The 18,645-nt window shown below is 68.7% G+C and carries 17 protein-coding genes and 2 pseudogenes; 9 read left to right on the forward strand and 10 right to left on the reverse strand.

All coding sequences use genetic code 11. From position 1 onward, the window contains the following. Positions 1–244: 244 nt before the first annotated feature. Positions 245–481, forward strand: coding sequence for a hypothetical protein (locus tag ACFZDL_RS45570; RefSeq protein WP_353596696.1), 237 nt, complete (start codon positions 245–247; stop codon positions 479–481). Positions 482–928: 447 nt separating this feature from the next. Here ACFZDL_RS45570 and uidA read toward each other — a convergent pair whose 3' ends face one another. The 5 genes from uidA to ACFZDL_RS45595 all read right to left on the reverse strand — a co-directional run bounded on the left by uidA (position 929) and on the right by ACFZDL_RS45595 (position 7,870). Beyond that, positions 929–2,725, reverse strand: coding sequence for a beta-glucuronidase (gene uidA / locus ACFZDL_RS45575; RefSeq protein ID WP_353596697.1), 1,797 nt, complete (start codon positions 2,723–2,725; stop codon positions 929–931). A gap of 66 nt (positions 2,726–2,791) precedes the next feature. Next, on the reverse strand, positions 2,792–3,616 hold the full coding sequence (locus ACFZDL_RS45580) for an ATP-binding cassette domain-containing protein (protein WP_353596698.1): 825 nt from the start codon (positions 3,614–3,616) through the stop codon (positions 2,792–2,794). Then, on the reverse strand, positions 3,613–5,364 hold the full coding sequence (locus ACFZDL_RS45585; RefSeq protein ID WP_353596699.1) for a dipeptide/oligopeptide/nickel ABC transporter permease/ATP-binding protein: 1,752 nt from the start codon (positions 5,362–5,364) through the stop codon (positions 3,613–3,615). The genes ACFZDL_RS45580 and ACFZDL_RS45585 overlap by 4 nt, the downstream gene beginning before the upstream one ends. Then, positions 5,361–6,305, reverse strand: coding sequence for an ABC transporter permease (locus tag ACFZDL_RS45590; RefSeq protein WP_353596700.1), 945 nt, complete (start codon positions 6,303–6,305; stop codon positions 5,361–5,363). The genes ACFZDL_RS45585 and ACFZDL_RS45590 overlap by 4 nt, the downstream gene beginning before the upstream one ends. Continuing rightward, entirely contained in the window at positions 6,302–7,870 is a 1,569-nt protein-coding gene (locus ACFZDL_RS45595; RefSeq protein ID WP_353596701.1) for an ABC transporter substrate-binding protein, read from the reverse strand. Before ACFZDL_RS45595 ends, ACFZDL_RS45590 begins: the two co-directional genes overlap by 4 nt. 367 nt (positions 7,871–8,237) lie before the next feature. On the opposite strand from ACFZDL_RS45595, the gene ACFZDL_RS45600 reads away from it, so the two are divergent. The 7 genes and pseudogenes from ACFZDL_RS45600 to ACFZDL_RS45630 all read left to right on the forward strand — a co-directional run bounded on the left by ACFZDL_RS45600 (position 8,238) and on the right by ACFZDL_RS45630 (position 14,177). Beyond that, complete coding sequence (locus ACFZDL_RS45600; RefSeq protein WP_353596702.1) at positions 8,238–8,855, forward strand: helix-turn-helix domain-containing protein; 618 nt, start codon at positions 8,238–8,240, stop codon at positions 8,853–8,855. 294 nt (positions 8,856–9,149) lie between these two features. Beyond that, positions 9,150–10,340 (forward strand): family 1 glycosylhydrolase, encoded by a 1,191-nt coding sequence (locus tag ACFZDL_RS45605; protein WP_353596703.1) that lies wholly within the window; start codon positions 9,150–9,152, stop codon positions 10,338–10,340. Positions 10,341–10,621: 281 nt separating this feature from the next. Next, positions 10,622–10,945: pseudogene (locus ACFZDL_RS45610) on the forward strand (MFS transporter); the annotation flags it as partial. Between the two features lie 142 nt (positions 10,946–11,087). Further along, complete coding sequence (locus ACFZDL_RS45615; protein ID WP_353596704.1) at positions 11,088–11,564, forward strand: MFS transporter; 477 nt, start codon at positions 11,088–11,090, stop codon at positions 11,562–11,564. A 322-nt stretch (positions 11,565–11,886) separates the two neighbouring features. Further along, on the forward strand, positions 11,887–12,156 hold the full coding sequence (locus tag ACFZDL_RS45620) for a hypothetical protein (protein ID WP_353596705.1): 270 nt from the start codon (positions 11,887–11,889) through the stop codon (positions 12,154–12,156). Continuing rightward, a complete protein-coding gene (locus tag ACFZDL_RS45625) occupies positions 12,143–12,958 on the forward strand; it encodes an SDR family oxidoreductase (protein WP_353596706.1) in 816 nt (271 codons plus the stop codon). Before ACFZDL_RS45620 ends, ACFZDL_RS45625 begins: the two co-directional genes overlap by 14 nt. Before the next feature lie 25 nt (positions 12,959–12,983). After that, positions 12,984–14,177, forward strand: coding sequence for a family 1 glycosylhydrolase (locus tag ACFZDL_RS45630; protein WP_353596707.1), 1,194 nt, complete (start codon positions 12,984–12,986; stop codon positions 14,175–14,177). A 413-nt stretch (positions 14,178–14,590) separates the two neighbouring features. Here the strand turns inward: ACFZDL_RS45630 and ACFZDL_RS45635 are convergent. Both ACFZDL_RS45635 and ACFZDL_RS45640 read right to left on the reverse strand, forming a co-directional pair. Then, positions 14,591–15,435, reverse strand: a pseudogene (locus tag ACFZDL_RS45635) (alpha/beta hydrolase). After that, positions 15,342–16,112, reverse strand: a complete 771-nt coding sequence (locus tag ACFZDL_RS45640) for a hypothetical protein (protein WP_353596729.1) — start codon at positions 16,110–16,112, stop codon at positions 15,342–15,344. The pseudogene ACFZDL_RS45635 and the gene ACFZDL_RS45640 overlap by 94 nt, the downstream one beginning before the upstream one ends. On the opposite strand from ACFZDL_RS45640, the gene ACFZDL_RS45645 reads away from it, so the two are divergent. After that, a complete protein-coding gene (locus ACFZDL_RS45645; RefSeq protein WP_353596730.1) occupies positions 16,028–16,573 on the forward strand; it encodes a DUF3558 family protein in 546 nt (181 codons plus the stop codon). The two genes, ACFZDL_RS45640 and ACFZDL_RS45645, sit on opposite strands and share 85 nt — an antisense overlap. Before the next feature lie 113 nt (positions 16,574–16,686). Here ACFZDL_RS45645 and ACFZDL_RS45650 read toward each other — a convergent pair whose 3' ends face one another. The 3 genes from ACFZDL_RS45650 to ACFZDL_RS45660 all read right to left on the reverse strand — a co-directional run bounded on the left by ACFZDL_RS45650 (position 16,687) and on the right by ACFZDL_RS45660 (position 18,394). Continuing rightward, positions 16,687–17,340 (reverse strand): class I SAM-dependent methyltransferase, encoded by a 654-nt coding sequence (locus ACFZDL_RS45650; RefSeq protein WP_353596708.1) that lies wholly within the window; start codon positions 17,338–17,340, stop codon positions 16,687–16,689. Between the two features lie 159 nt (positions 17,341–17,499). Further along, complete coding sequence (locus ACFZDL_RS45655) at positions 17,500–17,886, reverse strand: VOC family protein (protein WP_353596709.1); 387 nt, start codon at positions 17,884–17,886, stop codon at positions 17,500–17,502. Between the two features lie 157 nt (positions 17,887–18,043). After that, the gene (locus ACFZDL_RS45660; RefSeq protein ID WP_353596710.1) at positions 18,044–18,394 is read right to left on the reverse strand and encodes an antibiotic biosynthesis monooxygenase family protein; all 351 of its coding nucleotides are present in this window, start codon (positions 18,392–18,394) and stop codon (positions 18,044–18,046) included. Positions 18,395–18,645: the final 251 nt, after the last annotated feature.

The raw sequence follows: 18,645 nt of genomic DNA on the forward strand, positions 1-18,645 counted from the left end.
CGTGCACACAGTCCGCAAAACAGACACACCAAAACAGCGCAAGAGGAAGTCAACAACCCCACGGCCACGCCGCACAGGTTAAAGATCAAGCTAGGCGTCGCGCCCGGCGCGGGGACCGTCGCCCCGGCTGCCGCGGAGGCCGGGGCCGGCCGTGGGGGCCTGGGGGCCAGGGGTATCAGGCTCCGCGGACGAGGTGCTCCTTCGCACAGGCGCGGAAGGGGCCGAGGAGCGGACTGGTGTCCGCGTGACGGGTGGCGACGACCACCTGGCAGGGTTCGATGTCCCCGACGGGCACGGTGACCAGGTCGCCCCGCAGAAAGCAGCGTCGGTCGTCAGCCGGCACCAGGGCGACGGCCCGGCCGTCGGCGACGACTTCGAGCTTGTCCTCGAAGGTGCCGGGCCCAACTGCCCGCTGCTCACCGAGACGGGGCCCAGACCGCTCGGGGTGTACGCGATGTCCGCCCCGCCACCGCCTCTGTAGTTCACGTGCGGATTGTCCGAACCGCACCCAACGCCTCCGTGCCTGCAGCCGTGTGCCTTGGCCACCTCGTCGGACACCGTGACGGGCTGGTTCTCGTAGTTCTTGTTACCGGGCCGCGCCGGCGCGCCCCCGGTCTTCGCCGGCCCGGCCCACACGGTCGAGCGCTGTGTGGAGAAATACTGCAAGGAGGGGGCGACCGTCCGGTGACGGATCGTGGGAGTCGCATGGGGCCGGCGCAGCAGAACCCGAGAGCCGCGCCGGCCGACAAGCTGGACGGCCCTCACCGCAGGCACCGGCCGACGGTCAGCGCGAGCGTCCCGACCGCTCCTCACCCCAGGCCTGTGACCGCCGATCAGAGAGGGAGGCCGAGCGGGGTCGCATGGCGTGCGGCCAGGCGAAGTCGACAGGCGTACCGCTCTGGTGAGGTTCAGAAGCTGAGGTGTTCGATCAGCTTTGAGCCGAAGACTTGGGGCCGCCCAACTTCAGCCACCGAGAACGGAGTTCCTGCACGGCAGCCTTGGGCCTGCGGTCGCGGGTGAAGACACCCTTGCGGTTGCCGTCGACGCGGTGGATGCCGGGGGAGGTCTGGAAGTCGGCGAAGTTCCACACGTGTTCGCCGACGACCGCGTCGATGCGGTCGAATGCCCGGTGGCTGGCGGCGAGATACGCCGCCTGGTACTCCTCCGTCCACGGCTGGTCCCATACCGAGTGCAGTCCCGGCAGGGTGTCCGCCCCGTACTCGCTCATCAACAGCGGCCTGCCGAACTTCGCCGCCCAGCCGCGCAGGTCCTGCTCCATGTAGGTCTCGGCGGCGGCGAGGTCGCCGGTCGCGATGTACCAGCCGTAGTAGCGGTTGATGCAGATGACGTCGAAAAGGTCGGCGATCAGGTCGTTCTCGGAGGTCGCGAACATCACGGCGGCGTAGGTGAGCGGACGGGTCGGGTCGAGTTTGCGGGTGAGTTCGACGAGCGGCTCGAAGTATTCGCGGGCGCCTTCCTCGTTGGAGGCGGGCTCGTTGGCGATGCACCACATGACGACGCTGGGGTGGTTCTTGTCGCGGGCGATCAGCTCGCGGATCGCCTGGGCGTGGGCGGCGCGGGTGTCGTCGTTGAAGGTGTCGGGCGAGAAGGTGGGGCGCGGCGGGCTGCCGAGGAGGCCGGCCTCGACGGCGAGGTTGAGGCCGACGGCCGCGGTCTCGTCGATGACGACGATGCCGTGCCGGTCGGCGAAGTCCAGGACCTCCTCGGCGTACGGGTAGTGGGAGGTGCGGAAGGAGTTGGCGCCGGTCCACTGCATGAGCTGGAAGTCGTGGACGAGGTAGGCGTCGTCGTGGCCCTTGCCGCGTACGGCGGTGTCCTCGTGCTTGCCGAAGCCGGTGAAGTAGAAGGGCTCGCCGTTGATGAGGAACTGGGTGCCATGGACTTCGACGGTGCGCACACCGAAGGGCTGGCTGTATGTGTCCAGGACGGCATCTCCGTCAACGATCTCCGCCACGAGGTCGTAAAGGTACGCCGCCCCAGGTCGCCACGGTGTCACCGCGTCGATACGCAGGCTGCCGCTCGTGCCCTCGGCGGCAGCCACCTGCGCGCCGGTGGCATCCAGGACCCGGACCCGCACCTGGGCATCGGTGCTGCTGGTCTCCACCTCGTACTCGACCGTGCCGTCGGCGCCGTCGAAGCCGGTGACGACGGTGATGTCCTCGATGTGGACGTCGGGCACGCTGTGCAGCCACACCGAGCGGGCGAGTCCGGCGTAGTTGTAGAAGTCGTGCAGATAGGTTTGCTTGCGGCGGCCGGCCTGGTCGACGGTGATCCGGCCGGGCGGGATGGTGGTGTCGGTCAGCTCGTTGTTGACGCCGATGGTCAGGCGGAACTCCAGCCCCGCACTGAGGTGTTCGGTGATGTCGGCCTCGAACGGTGTGTAGCCTCCGGTGTGTTCGGCGACGAGGGCGTCGTCCACGTAGACCTGCCCCTGATGGGTGGCGGCGTCTACGCGAAGGATCACCCGCTCGTCCGTCCAGCCGCGCGGCACCCGCACGGTGCGCTGGTACCAGACCCAGCCGACGTGGTCGCGGATCGCGCTGTCGGTGAACAGGTCGTTGTAGCTGGCGGGCACGGCGGCTTCGAGGGGGGTGTCGAGGGGCGCGGTCCAGGGGTGTTCGCCTGCGGTGGTGCTGGTGGCGAACTTCCACAAGCCGTCGAGGTTCACCAGTTCACGGGTGGCGGTGGAGCGGGGCTTCAGCATGGGCCTCTCTTCTACGGGCGCTGTTGAGATGATCTAGGTCTGGCAGTGTGCGGGGTCGATGGCTGCCTAGGTTGCCGCCAGGCGTCGGCGCTCTTCGCGGCGCTTGCGCTGCTTGGCCGGGTCTGCGACCGGAGCGGCGAGCAACAGCCTTCGGGTATAGGGGTGTTGAGGAGCCGCAGTGACGTCCCCCGCTGGTCCGGTCTCAACGATGTCACCGCGGTAGATCACGCTGACGCGGTGGCTGACATGGCGAATGACGGCCAGGTCGTGCGAGATGAACAGATAGGCGACGCCGGTGCGTCGTTGGATGTCGATGAGCAGGTCGAGGACGCGGGCCTGGGTGGTGAGGTCGAGGGCGGAGACGGGCTCGTCGCAGACGACGAGCCGCGGGGCAGGGGCGAGGGCGCGGGCGATGGCGACACGCTGGCGCTGGCCGCCGCTGAATTCGCGCGGCAGCCGCTGCGCCGCGTCCTTCGGCAGCCCCACCCGGTCCAGCAACTCCGCTACGCGGGACCGGGCTCGGCGGGCGTCGGCACCGTGCACGATCAGCGGTTCGCTGAGAATGTCGCCGATGGTGAGGGCAGGGTTGAGGGAGGAGTACGGATCCTGGAAGACGACCTGGATGTCGCGGGCCAGGGCGCGGCGATTCTTGCGTACGGCGTGCGTGATGTCGCGCCCGTCGAAACGGACGGTGCCGCCGCTGGGCGCGACCAGGCCGAGCACGGCCCGGCCGATGGTCGTCTTGCCGGAGCCCGACTCGCCGACGACACCGAGGGTCTCGCCCTGTCCCACGCTGAACGACACGCCGTGCAGAACCTCGTGGGGGCGCGCCCTGAAGCCCCGCCCGGGATAGGTGACGTACAGGTCGTTCACCTCGAGCAGCGTGTTCATCGGGCCTCCGGCACAGTGCTCGCGGGGTGGACGGGCGGGTCGGTGCGCAGCGCGGTCTCGTCGAGGATCGAGTCGAGGAGCGCTTGCGTGTACACGTGACGGGGGGCGCGGAACAGCTCGTCCGTCCGACCGGTCTCGACGATCGTGCCCTTCTGCATGACGGCGACGCGGTCGCAGATGTCCGCGACCACACCGAAGTTGTGGGTCACGAGCAGCACGGCCATGTCCAGTTCCTTCTGCAGGTCGCGCAGGAGGTCGAGGATCTCCGCCTGCACGGTGACGTCGAGCGCGGTGGTCGGTTCGTCGGCGATGAGCAGCAAGGGCCGGCTGGCGACGGCGCCCGCGATCAGGACGCGCTGCGCCATGCCGCCGGAGATCTGGTGCGGATAGGAGCGGAAGGTCCGCTCGGGGTCGGGGATGCCGACTCTTGCCAGCAGACCCATGACCCGCTCGCGTGCCTCGCTCCTCGGCATGGGTGCCGCCGCGCGTACGCCTTCGACGAGCTGGGCGCCGACCGTGCAGGACGGGTCCAGGTTGGACATCGGTTCCTGGGGGACGTACGCGATGGACGTCCCCCGCACCGCCCGCAGTTCGCGCTCGTTCAGACCGAGCAGCTCGCGGCCGTCCAGCCGGATCGAGCCATGGGTGACGACCGCCTCCGCGGGAAGTACGCCGAGCGCGGCGAACGCGGTCTGTGTCTTGCCGGAGCCGGACTCGCCGACCAGGCCGAGGGTCTCCCCGGCCGCCACGCTCAGTGTGACGTTACTGACGACCTCCTTCAGTTCGCCGGTCGTCGTCGGGTAGGCGATCGCCAGGTCGTCGATGGTGAGCAGCCCGGTGGTCGTGCCCGCGCCGGCCGGCGGCCGGCGCGTGGCGGTGACGATCCGCGAGGGCTTCGGCCGGCCGCCCTCCAGCGCGTCCCGCAGGGAGTTGCCGAGCAGGACGAGGGAAGCGGTGATGATGCCGAGTGTCAGGCTCGGCCACAGAAACTGCAGCGGCTCCTCGTAGAGGTTGGAGAACCCTTCATTGATCATCGCTCCGAAGCTGGGCACTGTGGTGGAGCCGACGCCGAGGAAGGCGAGCCCCGACTGGACGGCGATGGACGACCCGGCGAGGAACGCGGTGGCGATGACCACCGGCCCGCGTACCACGGTGAACACATGCCGCCGCAGGATGCGCCGGTCGGGCAGGCCGGAGACCCGGGCGGCGTCGACGTACAGCTCGTTCTTCACGCCGACGACCAGATTGCGTACGAGCCGGTAGATGCCCGGGGAGAGCAGTACCCCGAAGACGACCATGGTGACGCGGTAGTCGCCCTTGGTCACCGGCATCAGCACGATGAGCAGAAGCAGCCCGGGGAACGTCATGATCAGGCTGAACATCCACTCGGTGACACCGCGCACGCGTCGCCCGAAGTACCCTCCGATCAGCCCGAAGGTGACGCCGATCGCCAGGGCGATGCTCGCACCGATCAGTGCCGAGACCGTACTGGTGTTGACGGAGTTGAGCAGTCGCGCGTAGATGTCGCGGCCGCTCTTGTCCCCGCCGAGCAGATAGCCGTGGTCGCCGATGCCGGCGTTCACCGCGTCCAGGTTCGCCTGGTTGGGCCCGTGGTCGGTGAGGAGGGGAGTGAGCAGCCCGAGCAGGATGACGAGGGCGAGCAGGCTCGCGCTGACGACGGCCTGGGGGTCGGCGAGCAGCCGCCGTAGGGTCGACCTGCGACGTGAGGACGGGTCCGGAGTTGTCAACTGACCATCCTCGCCTTCGGATTGAGCCAGCCGGCCAGCAGGTCGACCACGAGATTCACGACGACGACGAGCAGTACGCCGAAGAGGCTGATGCCCATGATGATCGGCACATCGCCCTGCAGGGACGCGTTGAACGCGTACTGGCCGAAGCCCGGCAGCGCGAAGACCTGCTCGATGATCAGAGCCCCGCCGAGCATCTGGATGAACTCCAGGGACAGCACCGTCAGGGCCGGTCCGGCGGCGTTGCGCAGGGCGTGCCGTAGCACGATGGAGCGGGTGGGGATGGAGCGGGTGCGCAGGGTGCGGACGTAGTCCTTGCGCAGTTCGCCGATCATGGCGCCGCGGATCTGCGAGGTCAGGCTGGCGACCCCGCCCATCATCAGGGCGGCCACGGGGATGGCGATGGAGCTCGCCCAGCGGGCCGGGCTCTCGCTGAAGTCGGTGTACCCGGTGGCCGGGAACAGCTGCAGCTTGATGGCGAGTACGTAGACCAGCGCGATGGCGAACAGCAGGTTCGGGACCAGGTAGCCGATCATCGAGATACCCTGCGCGAGCCTGTCGACGGCGCCGCCGCGGGCGGCGGCGGCCACGCCGAGCACGACGCTGATGACCGAGGTGGCGAGCAGCGCGACCACGACGATGGACAGGGTCACGCCGAGTCGGGCGGTGACGGCGGAGCGGACCGGTTCGCTGGTGAAGTACGACAGGCCGAAGTCGCCACGGATGGCATGCGCGAGCCAGTCGGCGTACTGGGTCAGCACGGGCCGGTCCAGGCCCATCTGGGCCTTCTGCTCGGCGATCCGCCCGGGAGTCGCACCGCTGCCGACGATGCCGGCTGCCACGTCGTCGAAGGACAGGCTGAGCAGCAAGAACGTGATCATGGTCACCAGGACCGCGAGCACCAGGCCCGTGGCCAGGCGACGCAGCACATACAGCGTCATCGCCGCGGCTCCACGCCGAACTGCCGGATGGTGGACATCGTGGAGGCGCCGTCGCCGAGGTAGACGATGCCCTTCTTGGTGCCCCAGACGACGCCGACGTAGAAGACCGGCGTCATCCATGCCTTCTCGACGCCGAACTTGTTGATCTCCTGCTGGGCCTCGTCGGCTTTCGCCGGGTCGAGCTCCTTGGCGGCCCGGTCGAGGAGCTTTGTCAACTGCGGGTCGGTGGAGTGGAACACGTTGCGGAAGCCGGACGGGGAGTAGAAGTTCCGGGTCATGATCGGGTCGGCGGTGAGACCCTCCACCAGCAGGAACATCGGGTACTTGCGCGAGAGGAGAGCCGAGGTGGTCTGCTGCGCGGGCACCGGCTTCCAGTCCACCTTGATGCCGATGTCGGCGAGCGCCTGGGTGAAGGTCGGTTCGAACGGCTTGGTGAAGACCAGACTCGGCATGGTGACCGAGAAGCCCTTGGGGTAACCGGCGTCGGCGAGCAGCTTCCTGGCCGCGGTGACGTCAAAGGAGTAGGCGGCGTCGAGTGCGTCGTCGTAGGCCCCGCTTTGCGGGTTGTACAGCTGGTCGGTGGCCTTGCCGACGCCGTGCAGCAGCTTCTTGACCATCTTCTGCCGGTCGAAGGCCATGTTGATGGCCTTGCGGACGCGCAGGTCGCCCAGTGGCTTCAGCTTGGTGCCCGCGCGGTCGGCGAGGACGAGCGTGGCCACCGCGGTCGCCGGCACCGTTTTGATCTGGAAGCCGGCCGCCTTGAGCGAGGACACCTGGGAGCTGTCGACGGTGCCGACGTTGGTCTGGCCGGCTCTGAGCGCGTTGGCCGACGCGGTCGGGTCGGAGATCACGCGGACCTTGACCGTCTTGAACGGGTACGCCTTCTCGTTCCAGTAGTCGTCGCGCCGCTTGAGCACGTACACCGAACCGTTGACGGTGGCCTTCGCGTCGAGGGTGTACGGGCCGGAGCCGACCGGGTTCAGGGCGGTGCTCTTGTTCGCCATCGTCTTCGGGTCACCGATCACCCCGGGCGCCGTCGCCAAAGAGCCGAGCAGCGAGCCGTCGGGCTGCTTCAGCTTGATCACGACCGTCGACGCATCCGGTGCCTCGACCGAGGAGACGGAGGCCAGCGACGCCTGGCTCTGTCCGGGCGTCGAGAGGGTCCGCTCCATGGTGGCCTTCACCGCCTTCGCGTCCACCGGGTCGCCCGAGCTGAACGTCATTCCCTGGCGCAGCTTGAGGGTGAGCGTGCGGGCGTCCTTCGAGTACGACCAGCTGCGCGCGGCCCCGGGACGCAACTCGCCCTTGTTGTCCTGCAGGAGCAGCGTGTCGAAGATCGAGTCCCAGACGTAGGTCTGCTGGCCCTCGATCAGCTGGGCGGGGTCGAACGAGTTGGGCGTGCCGAAAATGGACAGCGCGAGGGTCTCGCCGGCACCGGAGGGGCTGGACGGTTGGCTGTCGCACGCCGTGGTGGCCGTCGCGAGCAGCGCGGCGACGGCTGTGACCGCCAGGGACCGAATGCGCGGCCGAGGCTGTCGCCGGGAGTACGGAACTCGTGTGGGCATGGCTGGATTCCTTCGTCCGGGGAACCTGAGAACAGAGACCTTCGTCAGTGCGGAGCCGCCCTGGGCGGAACAGGTACGTGTGCCGTGAACAGGGGAGATCCGGCGGTCGCGGACCCGCCGTTGCCTCCATCCCGCTAACCCTTACCGCGTGGTTGAATTTCGATCGGAACGTAAGTCCTGCGGTGAGTGGCGGGAAGAGGGCGGGCCGCGTTCGTAACCGGAGTGTTACCTGGGGGCGGGGTGTCGCAGGCGGAACCTTGCGCTCGCGGCGGCGGTCGACCACACTCCGGGCGGGAAGCCGAAACACTAACCCTTGGAAGGTTTCCAGGGATCGCGACGCGGGATTCTAGGGAAAGGGAAACATGTTGTGGCCCAGGCCAAGGCCCGTGGCCCGTACGCCAAGACACCGGCCAGGCGTGCGGAGATCGTCCGGGCGGCGCGCGACAGTTTCGCCGAGCACGGTTTTACGAAGGCGTCGCTGCGGGACATCGCCGAGAGGGCCGGCATCACTCACGCCGGGTTGCTGCACCACTTCCGCGGCAAGGACGACCTGCTGGCCGCAGTGCTTGCCGAACGCGATACCGAGGAGTGGCAGCACGGCCTTGCGCAGGTCACCAACGTGGGCCAACTGGCGCCGTACCTCGGGGATCTGCTGCGTCACCACCAGAAGGCGCCCGAGCTGATGCGCTTGTGGATCGAGCTCGCGGCGACCGCCTCGCGTCCGGACAATCCGGCGCACGACTACTTCGTGCAGCGGTACGCGCGGGCACGTGACCAGTCCGAGCCCGGCATGCGGGAAATGGCCGACAGGGGAGGGCTGCAGGAAGGCCTCTCTCCCGCCCACGCCGCCATCCTGATCCAAGCCATGCTCAATGGCCTCCAGCTGCAGTGGCTGCTCGACCAGGACCTGGACATCATCGGCCCCATGCGAGCCTTCATGCGCCTGGTCCTTCCCCAGGGCGACGAACCGGAGAACGAGGCCTGAGACCCGGCATGCAGTCAGGCGTCCGTGATCGAGGTGCGCCTGATCAATGGCGGAGCCCCATGCTGCCCTCGTGTGCCGTATCGGCCCGTGGCTGACAGGGGCCGAATTCGTGACCGGGTCTTGCCCGCTGCCGCTGTCCGGGAGTTTAATCTCGCTCGAAAGGTTTCCACGCGGTTACATTTGGCCGGTGCCCACTCAGCACGGAGCCTCGTCGCTTCCCCGCCCCGCCGACCGCGCTTTCTCGCCACCAGCGGCACTCAGCGCCACCTCACCCCACCACCTCAAGGACCACTCATGGACAAGCCGACCTTTCTCTGGGGAGCTTCGACCGCCCCGCACCAGATCGAGGGCAACAACGTCAACAGCGACTGGTGGGCCCGCGAGGGCCAGATGCCCGGCATGGAGCGCAGCGGCGACGCCGTCGACAGCTACCACCGCTATGAGGAGGACATGCGCCTGCTCGCCGACGCCGGCCTGACCGCCTACCGCTTCGGCATCGAGTGGGCGCGCATCGAGCCGGTCCCGGGGCACTTCTCCCGGGCCGAACTCGCCCACTACCGGCGCATGATCGACGCCGCGCTGCGCCTCGGCCTCACACCCGTGATCACGCTGCACCACTTCACGAGTCCGCAGTGGTTCGCCGAGGAGGGCGGCTGGCTCGGCGAACGGGCCGTCGACCGGTTCACGTCGTACGTCGAGCAGGCCAGCCGCATCCTCGGCGACGTGCCCTACGTCGCCACCATGAACGAGCCCAACATGCTGGCGATGATGACCACCATCGAGCGCATGATGCGGGAGCGCCCCGCGGACAGCTGGCAGAGCCCCACCGTCGACAACGACCCGAGGCCCACGCTGCCCGCACCGGCCCCCGAGATCGGGCACGCCCTGGTCAAGGTCCACCACGCGGCCCGCGAAATCGTGCGCGCCCGCACCGACGCGAGCGTCGGCTGGACCGTGGCCAACCGCGCCTTCGCCGCCCGCCCCGGCGCCGAGGAAAAGCTGCGCGAACTTGAGTACATCTGGGAGGACCTCTATCTGGAGGCCGCGCGCGGCGACGACTTCGTCGGCGTCCAGTCGTACTCGAGCCAGTGGGTCGGCAAGGACGGCATCGAGCCGCACCCGCCGCACCCCGACAACACCCTCGTCGGCACCGCATACCGGCCCGACGCCCTCGGCATGGCGGTGCGGCACACCTGGGACGTCACGGGGGGCGTCCCGATCCTCGTCACCGAGAGCGGCATCGCGACCGCAGACGACACCCGGCGCATCGCCTACACCGACGAGGCCCTGCGCCATCTGTTCGCGGCGGCCGACGACGGCATCGACGTCCGCGGCTATCTGCACTGGAGCGCCCTGGACAACTACGAGTGGGGGCACTGGGAGCCGACGTTCGGCCTGATCGCCGTCGACCGGGAAACGTTCGAACGCACCCCGAAGCCGAGCCTGGCATGGCTCGGCGAGGTCGCGCGGCGCGGCCGCCCCTGACCCCGTAACCGTCCTCTTCCAACAAGGCCTGCGCCCCCAGACCACTTCATGTACTTCTCCGCACACCACAGAGCCCGCACGCCCCACCCCGCACGCCCGCGTGCACCTTTGACAATGGAGTCACCGTACAGGACCAGACACCCTGTCCGGCTGTCGCACCGGCCCCGCCACGGCCCCCTGAGCCGTCCCCCGCCGCCACCGCACCTCAACGGATGGCGCGGGGACACCTGTTCTGGATGGCCGCCGCCAACTTCGGCGTCTCCATGGCCTACATCCTCCCGATGTCGTACACGCTGACCCTGCGCATCGATCAGCTGGCACCGGGCCGCGAGGAGGTGCTCGGTTACGTCACAGGCACCGCCCAAGCCGTCTTCCTGCTGGCGAGCCCGCTGCTCGGCCTCTGGAGCGATCGGACGCGCAGCCCGTTCGGGCGGCGTCATCCGTTTCTGATCGGCGGCAGCCTGCTGGGCCTGCTGGCCCTCACCGCCATCGCCGTGGCGCCCAGCCTGCTGATCACCGGCGCCGGCTGGATGCTCGCGATGCTCGGCTGGGCCACCGCCTCGCAGGCGATCCTCACCCTGCAGGCCGACCGCGTCCCCGAGGACCAGCGCGGCAAGGTCTCCGGGCTCACCGCTGTCACCGGCCAGGTCGGCCCGGTCGTCGGCATCACCCTTGCCTCGGTCCTGCCCGGGACACTCCTGGTCTTCGTCGTGCACTTTCTTCTACGCGCAGCGTCTCGACCTGCCGGTGAAGGAGGTCGCGGGCGCGGTCGGCGCCGTCGGCGTGGCGGGCATCGTGGCCGCCACGGCCGGGGCGATCGGCGGCGGGTTCCTCTCCGACAGGCTCGGCCGCAGGCGGCTGTTCGCGATGCTCGGTGCGCTGCTGTTCGTCGTCGGCGCGGTCGTGGAGGCGTTCGCGTACTCACTCCCGACGCTGATGGTCGGGTCGGTGCTGATGCAGTTGGCCATCGCCGTGTTCTCATCGGTCGACCAGGCGATTGCCATGGCGGTCCTGCCGGACCGCGCCGAGACCGGCCGTTACATGGCGGTGGTCGCGTTCGCCCAGAAGATCCCGAGCGCGCTGGCCCCGCTGATCGCTCCGGTCATCATCGCTCTGAGCACCACGGGCGACACCAAGAACTACACCGTGCTCTATCTGACGGGCGCTGCCTTCGCGCTGGTGGGCGGCCTGTTGATCGTCACCCGGGTGCGGTCCGTCCGCTGATCCCGCCCGCTTCACCCCATCCGTTCGGAGACCGAAGAGCATGTACGACAACGCACCGGGGACCTTGAGGACCGATGGCTCGGACTGTGCCGGCCGGGTCGCCATCCGCGGCCCCCGGCCCCATCTGTCATGGCAGCTGCCCAAGGGCCGACCGGCACAGGACGGTCATGAAATCCAGGCACGCGTCAACGACACCGACCTGCCCTGCGCCGTCGCCGCCCCACCACGGCACCTGTTCGTCCCGTGGCCCCTGGCAGCCGCTGACCAGCCGAGACCGGGTCAGCTGGCGGGTGCGTACCCGCAACGGCGATGCCCTGACGCCGTGGTCGGCGGCACGTATCGCTCCGTGCGTACGCTGGCCGCGATCGCCGGCGTCCTCGGCAAAGGTGAGGACGCCCGCCGGTACGGCGAGTCGGCCGAGCGCATCCGGGCGACGCGGCGGACCGACACGGACGTGCCCGCCGGGCCGACGGCGACCGTCGTCCTGCCGGACGGCACGCACGTCGCCGCCGGGCCCGGCCCCGTACACGCCGAGTGCCCTCACCATGCCCCCGACATCGACATGAAGGACGTATCCCATGCCCATGCCTGACGTCTCCGCCCGTCCCCTCGCCGGACTGACCAGCCTGCGCGAGCGCCGCATCGTCGTCACCGGAGGCGGCCGCGGTCTCGGCAAGGCGATCGCCGCCCGGCTCGCCGAGGCAGGCGCCCGGGTGCTCATCGGCGACATCGACGCCGAACTCGCGACAGCCGCGGCCGCCGAACTCGCCGACGGGTACGGCACCGACGTCCTCGGCGTCGAGATGGACGTGACGGACTCCGACGACATGCGCACGGCGGCGGATGCCGCCGTGCGGCGCTGGTCCGGGCTCGACGCGTGGGTCAACAACGCCGGCGTCTTCCCGAACGTGCCGATCGCCGACATGGACGACATGACGTGGGATCACGTGTTCGCGGTCAACACCCGCGGCACCCTGGCCGGCACCCGCGAGGCCGCCCGGGTCATGTGCGACGGCGGCCACGGCGGCGTGATCGTCAATATCTGCTCCACCGCGGGCTTCCGCGGCAGCGCGCCCGGCCTCGCCGCCTACGTCGGCTCCAAGCACGCGGTGCGCGGCATCACCCGGCAGAGCGCCCTGGAACTGGCGCCGCACGGCATCCGCGTGCTCGGCGTCGCGCCCAGCTATGTCCCGACCGAGGGCAACCAACTGGCCGCCGCTACGCCGCCCGCCCCGGAGTTCCGGGAGGCGAGCACGCCACTGATGATGACCAGCCCGGTCGGCCGCACCGGGACGCCCGACGACATCGCGCGCGTCGTCTTCTTCTGCGTCAGCGACCTGTCGATGTTCATGACCGGCAGCACGCTGCTCGCCGACGGAGGCACGACGGCATGACCACCCCGAGCATCGAGGAGCACCGATGACCAGCACATCACCCTTCCTGTGGGGGGCTTCCTCCGCTCCTCACCAGACGGAGGGCAACAACGTCAACAGCGACTGGTGGGCCCGCGAGGGCCAGATCCCAGGCATGGAGCGCAGCGGTGACGCCTGCGACAGCTACCACCGCTACGAGCAGGACATGCGCCTCCTCGCGGACGCAGGGCTCAACGCCTACCGGTTCGGCATCGAGTGGGCCCGAATCGAACCCGTTCCGGGCCATTTCTCACGGGCCGAACTCGCCCATTACCGGCGCATGATCGACACCGCGCTGCGCTTCGGTCTGACACCCGTGATCACACTCCACCACTTCTCCAACCCCCGGTGGTTCACCGAAGAAGGCGGCTGGCTCAGCGAGCGGGCGGTCGACCGGTTCACGTCGTACGTCGAGCAGGTCAGCGGCATCCTCGGCGACGTACCCTACGTCGCCACCCTGAACGAACCCAACATGCTGGCGATGATGATCACCATCGAGCGCCAGATGCTCTCACAGCCGGGCGGTGACCCGACGGGCTCCACTCTGGCCGACACCGTGCGTCCGGCACTGCCCACCCCCAACCCGGAGATCGGCGCCGCCCTCATCGAGGCCCACCACGCGGCCCGCGCGGTCGTCCGAGCGAACACCGACGCGGCCGTGGGCTGGACCATCGCGAACCGCGCGTTCGCCGCCCGGCCCGGAGCAGAGGACCGGCTCCGCGAGATCGAGTACGTCTGGGAGGACCTGTACCTCGAGGCCGCGCGGGGTGACGACTTCATCGGAGTCCAGTCGTACTCCAGCGAATGGGTCGGACCGGAGGGGATCGAGCCGCACCCGCCGCACCCGGACAACACCATGGTCGGCACCGCGTACCGCCCCGATGCCCTGGGCATGGCGGTGCGGCACACCTGGGATGTCACGGGGGGCATCCCGATCCTCGTCACCGAGAACGGCATCGCCACCCCCGATGACTCCCGACGCATCGCCTACACGCAGGAGGCCCTGCGCCATCTGTTCGCGGCGGCGGACGACGGTATCGACATCCGGGGTTACCTGCACTGGAGCGCCATCGACAATTACCGCTGGGGGCAGTGGAAACCGACGCTCGGGCTGATCGCCGTCGACCGGGAGACCTTCGAACGTCACCCGAAGCCGAGTCTTGCCTGGCTGGGGGACGTCGCGCGCCGCGGACGTCCTTGACGGACCGCGCCCGCCCGCGGCCCGTTCGGGGAACGACGCCACCGCGGGGGCGATCTCTCGGCGCAGTTCGTCATGCCGAAGTCGGGCCGAGGATCATTCTCCGAGCTGGAGCATGACCACGCTCCAGCTCGCGAGCGCGAGGTGGGAAGCACACGCGCGTGCGGGCGTTGTCGGCGGCAGCGCCCGCAGGACGCCCTCGACGGCATACTGCGCGCCGTCCCCGCAATGACCGCCTGGCCCCGGCTCCACCTGCGCCGACCGACCCGGCAGGCTCGTGATGGTTACGACTGGGGGCACGCTGCCGGCAGACGCCGGTGAGATCCTCTGATCAGGCCCGTCGGCGTCTTCCGCCAGATGGACACCCCGACCCCTTGGCATGACTGCGAGCGACCGGGGCGGGGCTGTCGCGCTGGTCAGTCCGCCGGGCGGAGAGCCCCTCGCATCGCCTCCACCCTGGCCCGCTGCAATTCTCTGACGACCGGATGCTCGGGCGCGACCAGCTCGAACGCATGATGCGCACCGGGGATCGTCGTCAGCTCGCACACCACACCTGCTTCGCCAAGGCGCCGCGCGTAGTCGATGCCCTCCTGATGGAACAGGTCGATCTCCCCGACGCTGATCCACGCCGGGGCGAGTCCGCCGAGGTCTTCGCGGCGGGCGGGTACGGCGTAGGGGCGTTCCTCGCTTTCGCCGGGGGAGTGTCCCAGATAGCTGGTCCACGCGAACCTGCTCGAGGGCACCGTCCACACGACACTCACGCGGCCTTCCCTCTCCGCGCGGACGACGGTCCGGTCGCCCAGCATGGGTGAGACCAGCACCTGCATGCGCAGATCGATGCCGGCGTCGCGAGCCCGCTGGGCGATGGCCGCGGCAAGCCCGCCGCCCGCGCTCTCACCCCCGACGACGATCCGTCGCGGGTCGATTCCGAGTTCCTCGGCTGGGTGAGCATCCACTCGAGAGCCGCGAAACAGTCGTCGACGGCGGCGGGATAGGGATGCTCGGGTGCGAGCCGGTAGCCCGGGACGACGACGAGCGCGCCCAACTCGGCGGCGAAGGCGGACGCCGCGTCGTTGAAGTGCTCGGCGGATCCTGTGATGAGGCCACCGCCGAACAGCCACAGGAGCGCTCCGCTGGGCCGCTTACGCCCGTCGGGCTCATGGACCATCACGGTGAGATGGGGGTGCTCCGGCACCGCCCGGAGCTCGGCACGCACGCCGGCCCAGAGCTCGGTCTTCGCGCTGTTGACCTCCCGGGCCATCTGGAGGGCGATGCCGGCCGTGACGTGGGCTTCGGGAATGTCGAGCAGAGGCGCCATGAAGCCGGGATCCACGCCCGCGAGCGCCTCTTGGAGGGTGGTGGGAACGGGGTGGGACATTTTCTCTCTCCAGTCACGATGAACGGGTGGTGATCGTGTGCCGGCCGGATGGGAGCAGCAGGCGGCGCGGAGATGTCGGGCGCGAACTCGATGGTCGAGTAACCAGGTGCGCCCGGGCGGATCCCCGCGATCCGGCGGAACAGGAAGTCGTCGACGGCTCCGAAGGCGTAGTGGCTGAGCGAGAGTTCGCGCGGCTGCCCGTCCCGGGCCACCCCGGCCCAGGACTCCCAGACCGTGGTCGCCCCCATGTCCACCTCATACGGCCAGGAGGGGGCACTGCCCTGGCATCGTCGGATACGAGTCCGAAGGCCAGGGCGATCACATAGGCACCCAGAGCGGCCCTCTTCGGCTCGCAATGGGGCTACGCTGCGCAAACGGCTCCCACATGAGGGCGCGAAACGACAGGAACTTGTGACACCCTTGGCCCGTGCAGACACACAAACGACACGTGGCCGCGACCGCGGCGATAGCGATCGTGTTGGCGGGGACTGCTGCGTGTGGCGGGAGTTCGGGCTCCTCGCCCAAGTCTTCGGGATCCACCACATCGGCGTCCACAACATCAGGTCTTCCCGGAAGCACGTCCGCTTCCAACACGGGTTCCGCGGACGAAAGCGATTCGACCACGGCAACGTTGAAGGGACTCGACTACTGCAGCCTGCTGGATCCGGCAGCCCTGGCCGCGGCCGGAATCCAGGATTCGAAGGGGCAGCTCCCGGCCGACTACCCGAACGTCCTCGGCTGCTGGTGGATGCAGGACAAGACCATCGTCAGCCTCACCGTCAGCGTGGGCGCTCAGGTCAACGACCTGGACAAGGGAGAGAAGCAGGACTTCTCGGGCTTCGAGGGCGCGTCGCAGTACAACGAGATCACGTCCGAGTGCTTCGTTGACGTCAACGTCGGCCTCGACCAGTTCCGGGTCGACATCGCTGACCCCAGCAGGGAGAACAAGGCGCTCACCGGCAAGAAGTGCGACGTGGGCATCCAGTTGGCACGCCAGGTGGTGGCCAAGATCAAGAAGTAGGACGGCGCCCGTTCCCGACACGGCAACCTTGCGGATCTTGAAGCGTAGAGAACTCCATGATCCACAAGAACCGTGCTCGTTCTACGTCAACCCCCTCACAGGAACAAGCCCCGTCAGGGCCTTTCGGGCCTGCGGGCCAGCAGGCAGGCGTGCGGTCTTTTCACTCGTCCGCCGGGCTCCTGCTCCAGCCTCGCGGTGACGACGAGTCCGGCCTGCTCCAGCAGGCCGATCATGCGGTTCAATGGCAGGAGATACGACTCGTAGGACACGGGATGGCCGTAGCCCTGGGTGGGCTGAAGCCGTTCATCGCCGACATAGTCTCCCCAGAGCAGGTAGCCGCCGGGCGCGAGCGTGCGGTGGAACTCGGCGAACACCGTCGGCAGCCACTGCGGAGGCGTGTGGTGGGTGGAGTACCAGGCCAGGAGGCCGCCGAGCTCGTCGTCCCTCATCTCCAGCGCGGTCATCGAGCCCGCGGTGAACCGCAGGTTCGGATAGGCGTGCCGGGCCAGCCCGATCATCTTCGGTGACAGATCGACGCCGAAGACGGACACCCCCAGTCCGGCCAGGTGCGCCGTCACGCGGCCGGGGCCGCATCCCAGGTCCGCGACCGGCCCCAGACCGGCCGTCCGCACGAGTTCGGCGAAGCCCGCCAGCATCGCGCGTGACAGCGGGTCCATCGCGGCTGGAGGCGGGACACGTTCGACGTAATCGGCGGCGACCGTGTCGTACGACTCGCGGACGGCGGTCAGAAAGGAGGGCTCAGCCATGCGGGCGACCCTAGACCAGAGAACTGACGGGCCGTGCCACGACCTTGAGTTGACCTGCGCGACATCCACCCCGCCGTAGACACTCGGCCATCACACCACTCCGCTGATCGTTTCCGGTCAGAGCACCAGAAGTCATGATCCGCTGGGCCGCCATCTGCCTCATGATCCGGCGCCGCCCGGGGTGAGGATTTCCATGAGATGCCTGTCGGGGTCGTGGAAGTAGGTGCCCCTGCGGCCCATGGTGTGCTTACTGTGATAGATCTGCCCGATCTCCTGGCATGCGGGATCGCTGTAGTGGGTGATTCCGCCGTGCTGGATGCGGGCGAGGGCGGCGTCGAACTCCTGCTCGCTGACCATGAACGCGTAGTGGTGTGGCTCGAAGTCGTCCAGCTGGTCGTAGTCCAGGCTGACCTGGTTGGCCAGCGTGACCGGCGTGAAGTGTGCCACCGGCGGATCGACACTCAGGCCGAGGATGTCGGCCAGGAACTGCGCCGAGGCTTGCGGGTCACGGGCGGGGACGATGGTGTGATTCAGTTCCACGGGCATGGTGACTCCTCTTCAGGGACGGGGCTACGCGTGGTGGGGCGCAAAGCGCGGTCGGCTTCGGGCTCGGCCTTGGCGACCCGGCATGGTGTATGGATGTGCGACTGCCCAGGGGAGGGCAGGGCTTCTCGGCTGCCCTCCCCCGGCTGCAGTTGCCGTGTCATACGTTGATCTGCTCGAAGATGTGCGGGTACGACACGATGTCGTCGGGGAACTCGGCGGCCATGCGCTGGAACTCCGGGCTGCCGAGCGCCGTGGCGAGCGCCTCGGTCGACTCCCAGACCGCGATGTTCATCAGAAGCTGGCTGTCCGCCGTTCCCTTGTGCATCTGCAGGGAGATGAATCCCGGCTGAGCCTTCATGAACTCCGCCTGCCTCCGAAAGAGGGCCAGGAACGCTTCAGTCCTCTCCTTTGGGACGACGAAGGTGTTGGCCAGGACGATGGGTCCGGTCTTCTCCTTGAACTGCGCGACCATCGGCGTATTCGGGTCCAGGCTCTGCAGCTTGGCCATCTTCGGTAGTTCCTCTCGCTGTCGGTTGTCCCACGGCACTGAGGGCGGCCACCGCCGTAGTGGATCCGGCGACGCTCCCGACGCTCGCTGCCTGTGGCACGAGGAGATCTGGCGGGCGCTCAAGGGGTATCGCCGGTGGCACCGGGGCCTCCAGCGACTGCGGCCTTGCCAACGCTTGTTGGTCAACGCTTGTTGGCAAACGTAGGGCCGTAGCTCTGGACTGTCAACACCTGTTGGCCTACGCTTGTTGG

The sequence above is a fragment of the Streptomyces sp. NPDC007917 genome, from assembly GCF_042959105.1.
GTDB lineage: Bacteria > Actinomycetota > Actinomycetes > Streptomycetales > Streptomycetaceae > Streptomyces.

What these genes read in the sequence shown, in the direction of transcription:
- ACFZDL_RS45630 (WP_353596707.1), top strand. Translation starts at nt 12,984, where the DNA reads ATGACCAGCACATCACCCTTCCTGTGGGGGGCTTCCTCCGCTCCTCAC.
- ACFZDL_RS45655 (WP_353596709.1), bottom strand. Translation starts at nt 17,886, where the DNA reads ATGCCCGTGGAACTGAATCACACCATCGTCCCCGCCCGTGACCCGCAA.
- ACFZDL_RS45590 (WP_353596700.1), bottom strand. Translation starts at nt 6,305, where the DNA reads ATGACGCTGTATGTGCTGCGTCGCCTGGCCACGGGCCTGGTGCTCGCG.
- ACFZDL_RS45640 (WP_353596729.1), bottom strand. Translation starts at nt 16,112, where the DNA reads ATGTTGTGGACGCCGATGTGGTGGATCCCGAAGACTTGGGCGAGGAGC.
- ACFZDL_RS45625 (WP_353596706.1), top strand. Translation starts at nt 12,143, where the DNA reads ATGCCCATGCCTGACGTCTCCGCCCGTCCCCTCGCCGGACTGACCAGC.
- ACFZDL_RS45580 (WP_353596698.1), bottom strand. Translation starts at nt 3,616, where the DNA reads ATGAACACGCTGCTCGAGGTGAACGACCTGTACGTCACCTATCCCGGG.
- ACFZDL_RS45660 (WP_353596710.1), bottom strand. Translation starts at nt 18,394, where the DNA reads ATGGCCAAGCTGCAGAGCCTGGACCCGAATACGCCGATGGTCGCGCAG.
- ACFZDL_RS45595 (WP_353596701.1), bottom strand. Translation starts at nt 7,870, where the DNA reads ATGCCCACACGAGTTCCGTACTCCCGGCGACAGCCTCGGCCGCGCATT.
- ACFZDL_RS45605 (WP_353596703.1), top strand. Translation starts at nt 9,150, where the DNA reads ATGGACAAGCCGACCTTTCTCTGGGGAGCTTCGACCGCCCCGCACCAG.
- uidA (WP_353596697.1), bottom strand. Translation starts at nt 2,725, where the DNA reads ATGCTGAAGCCCCGCTCCACCGCCACCCGTGAACTGGTGAACCTCGAC.
- ACFZDL_RS45650 (WP_353596708.1), bottom strand. Translation starts at nt 17,340, where the DNA reads ATGGCTGAGCCCTCCTTTCTGACCGCCGTCCGCGAGTCGTACGACACG.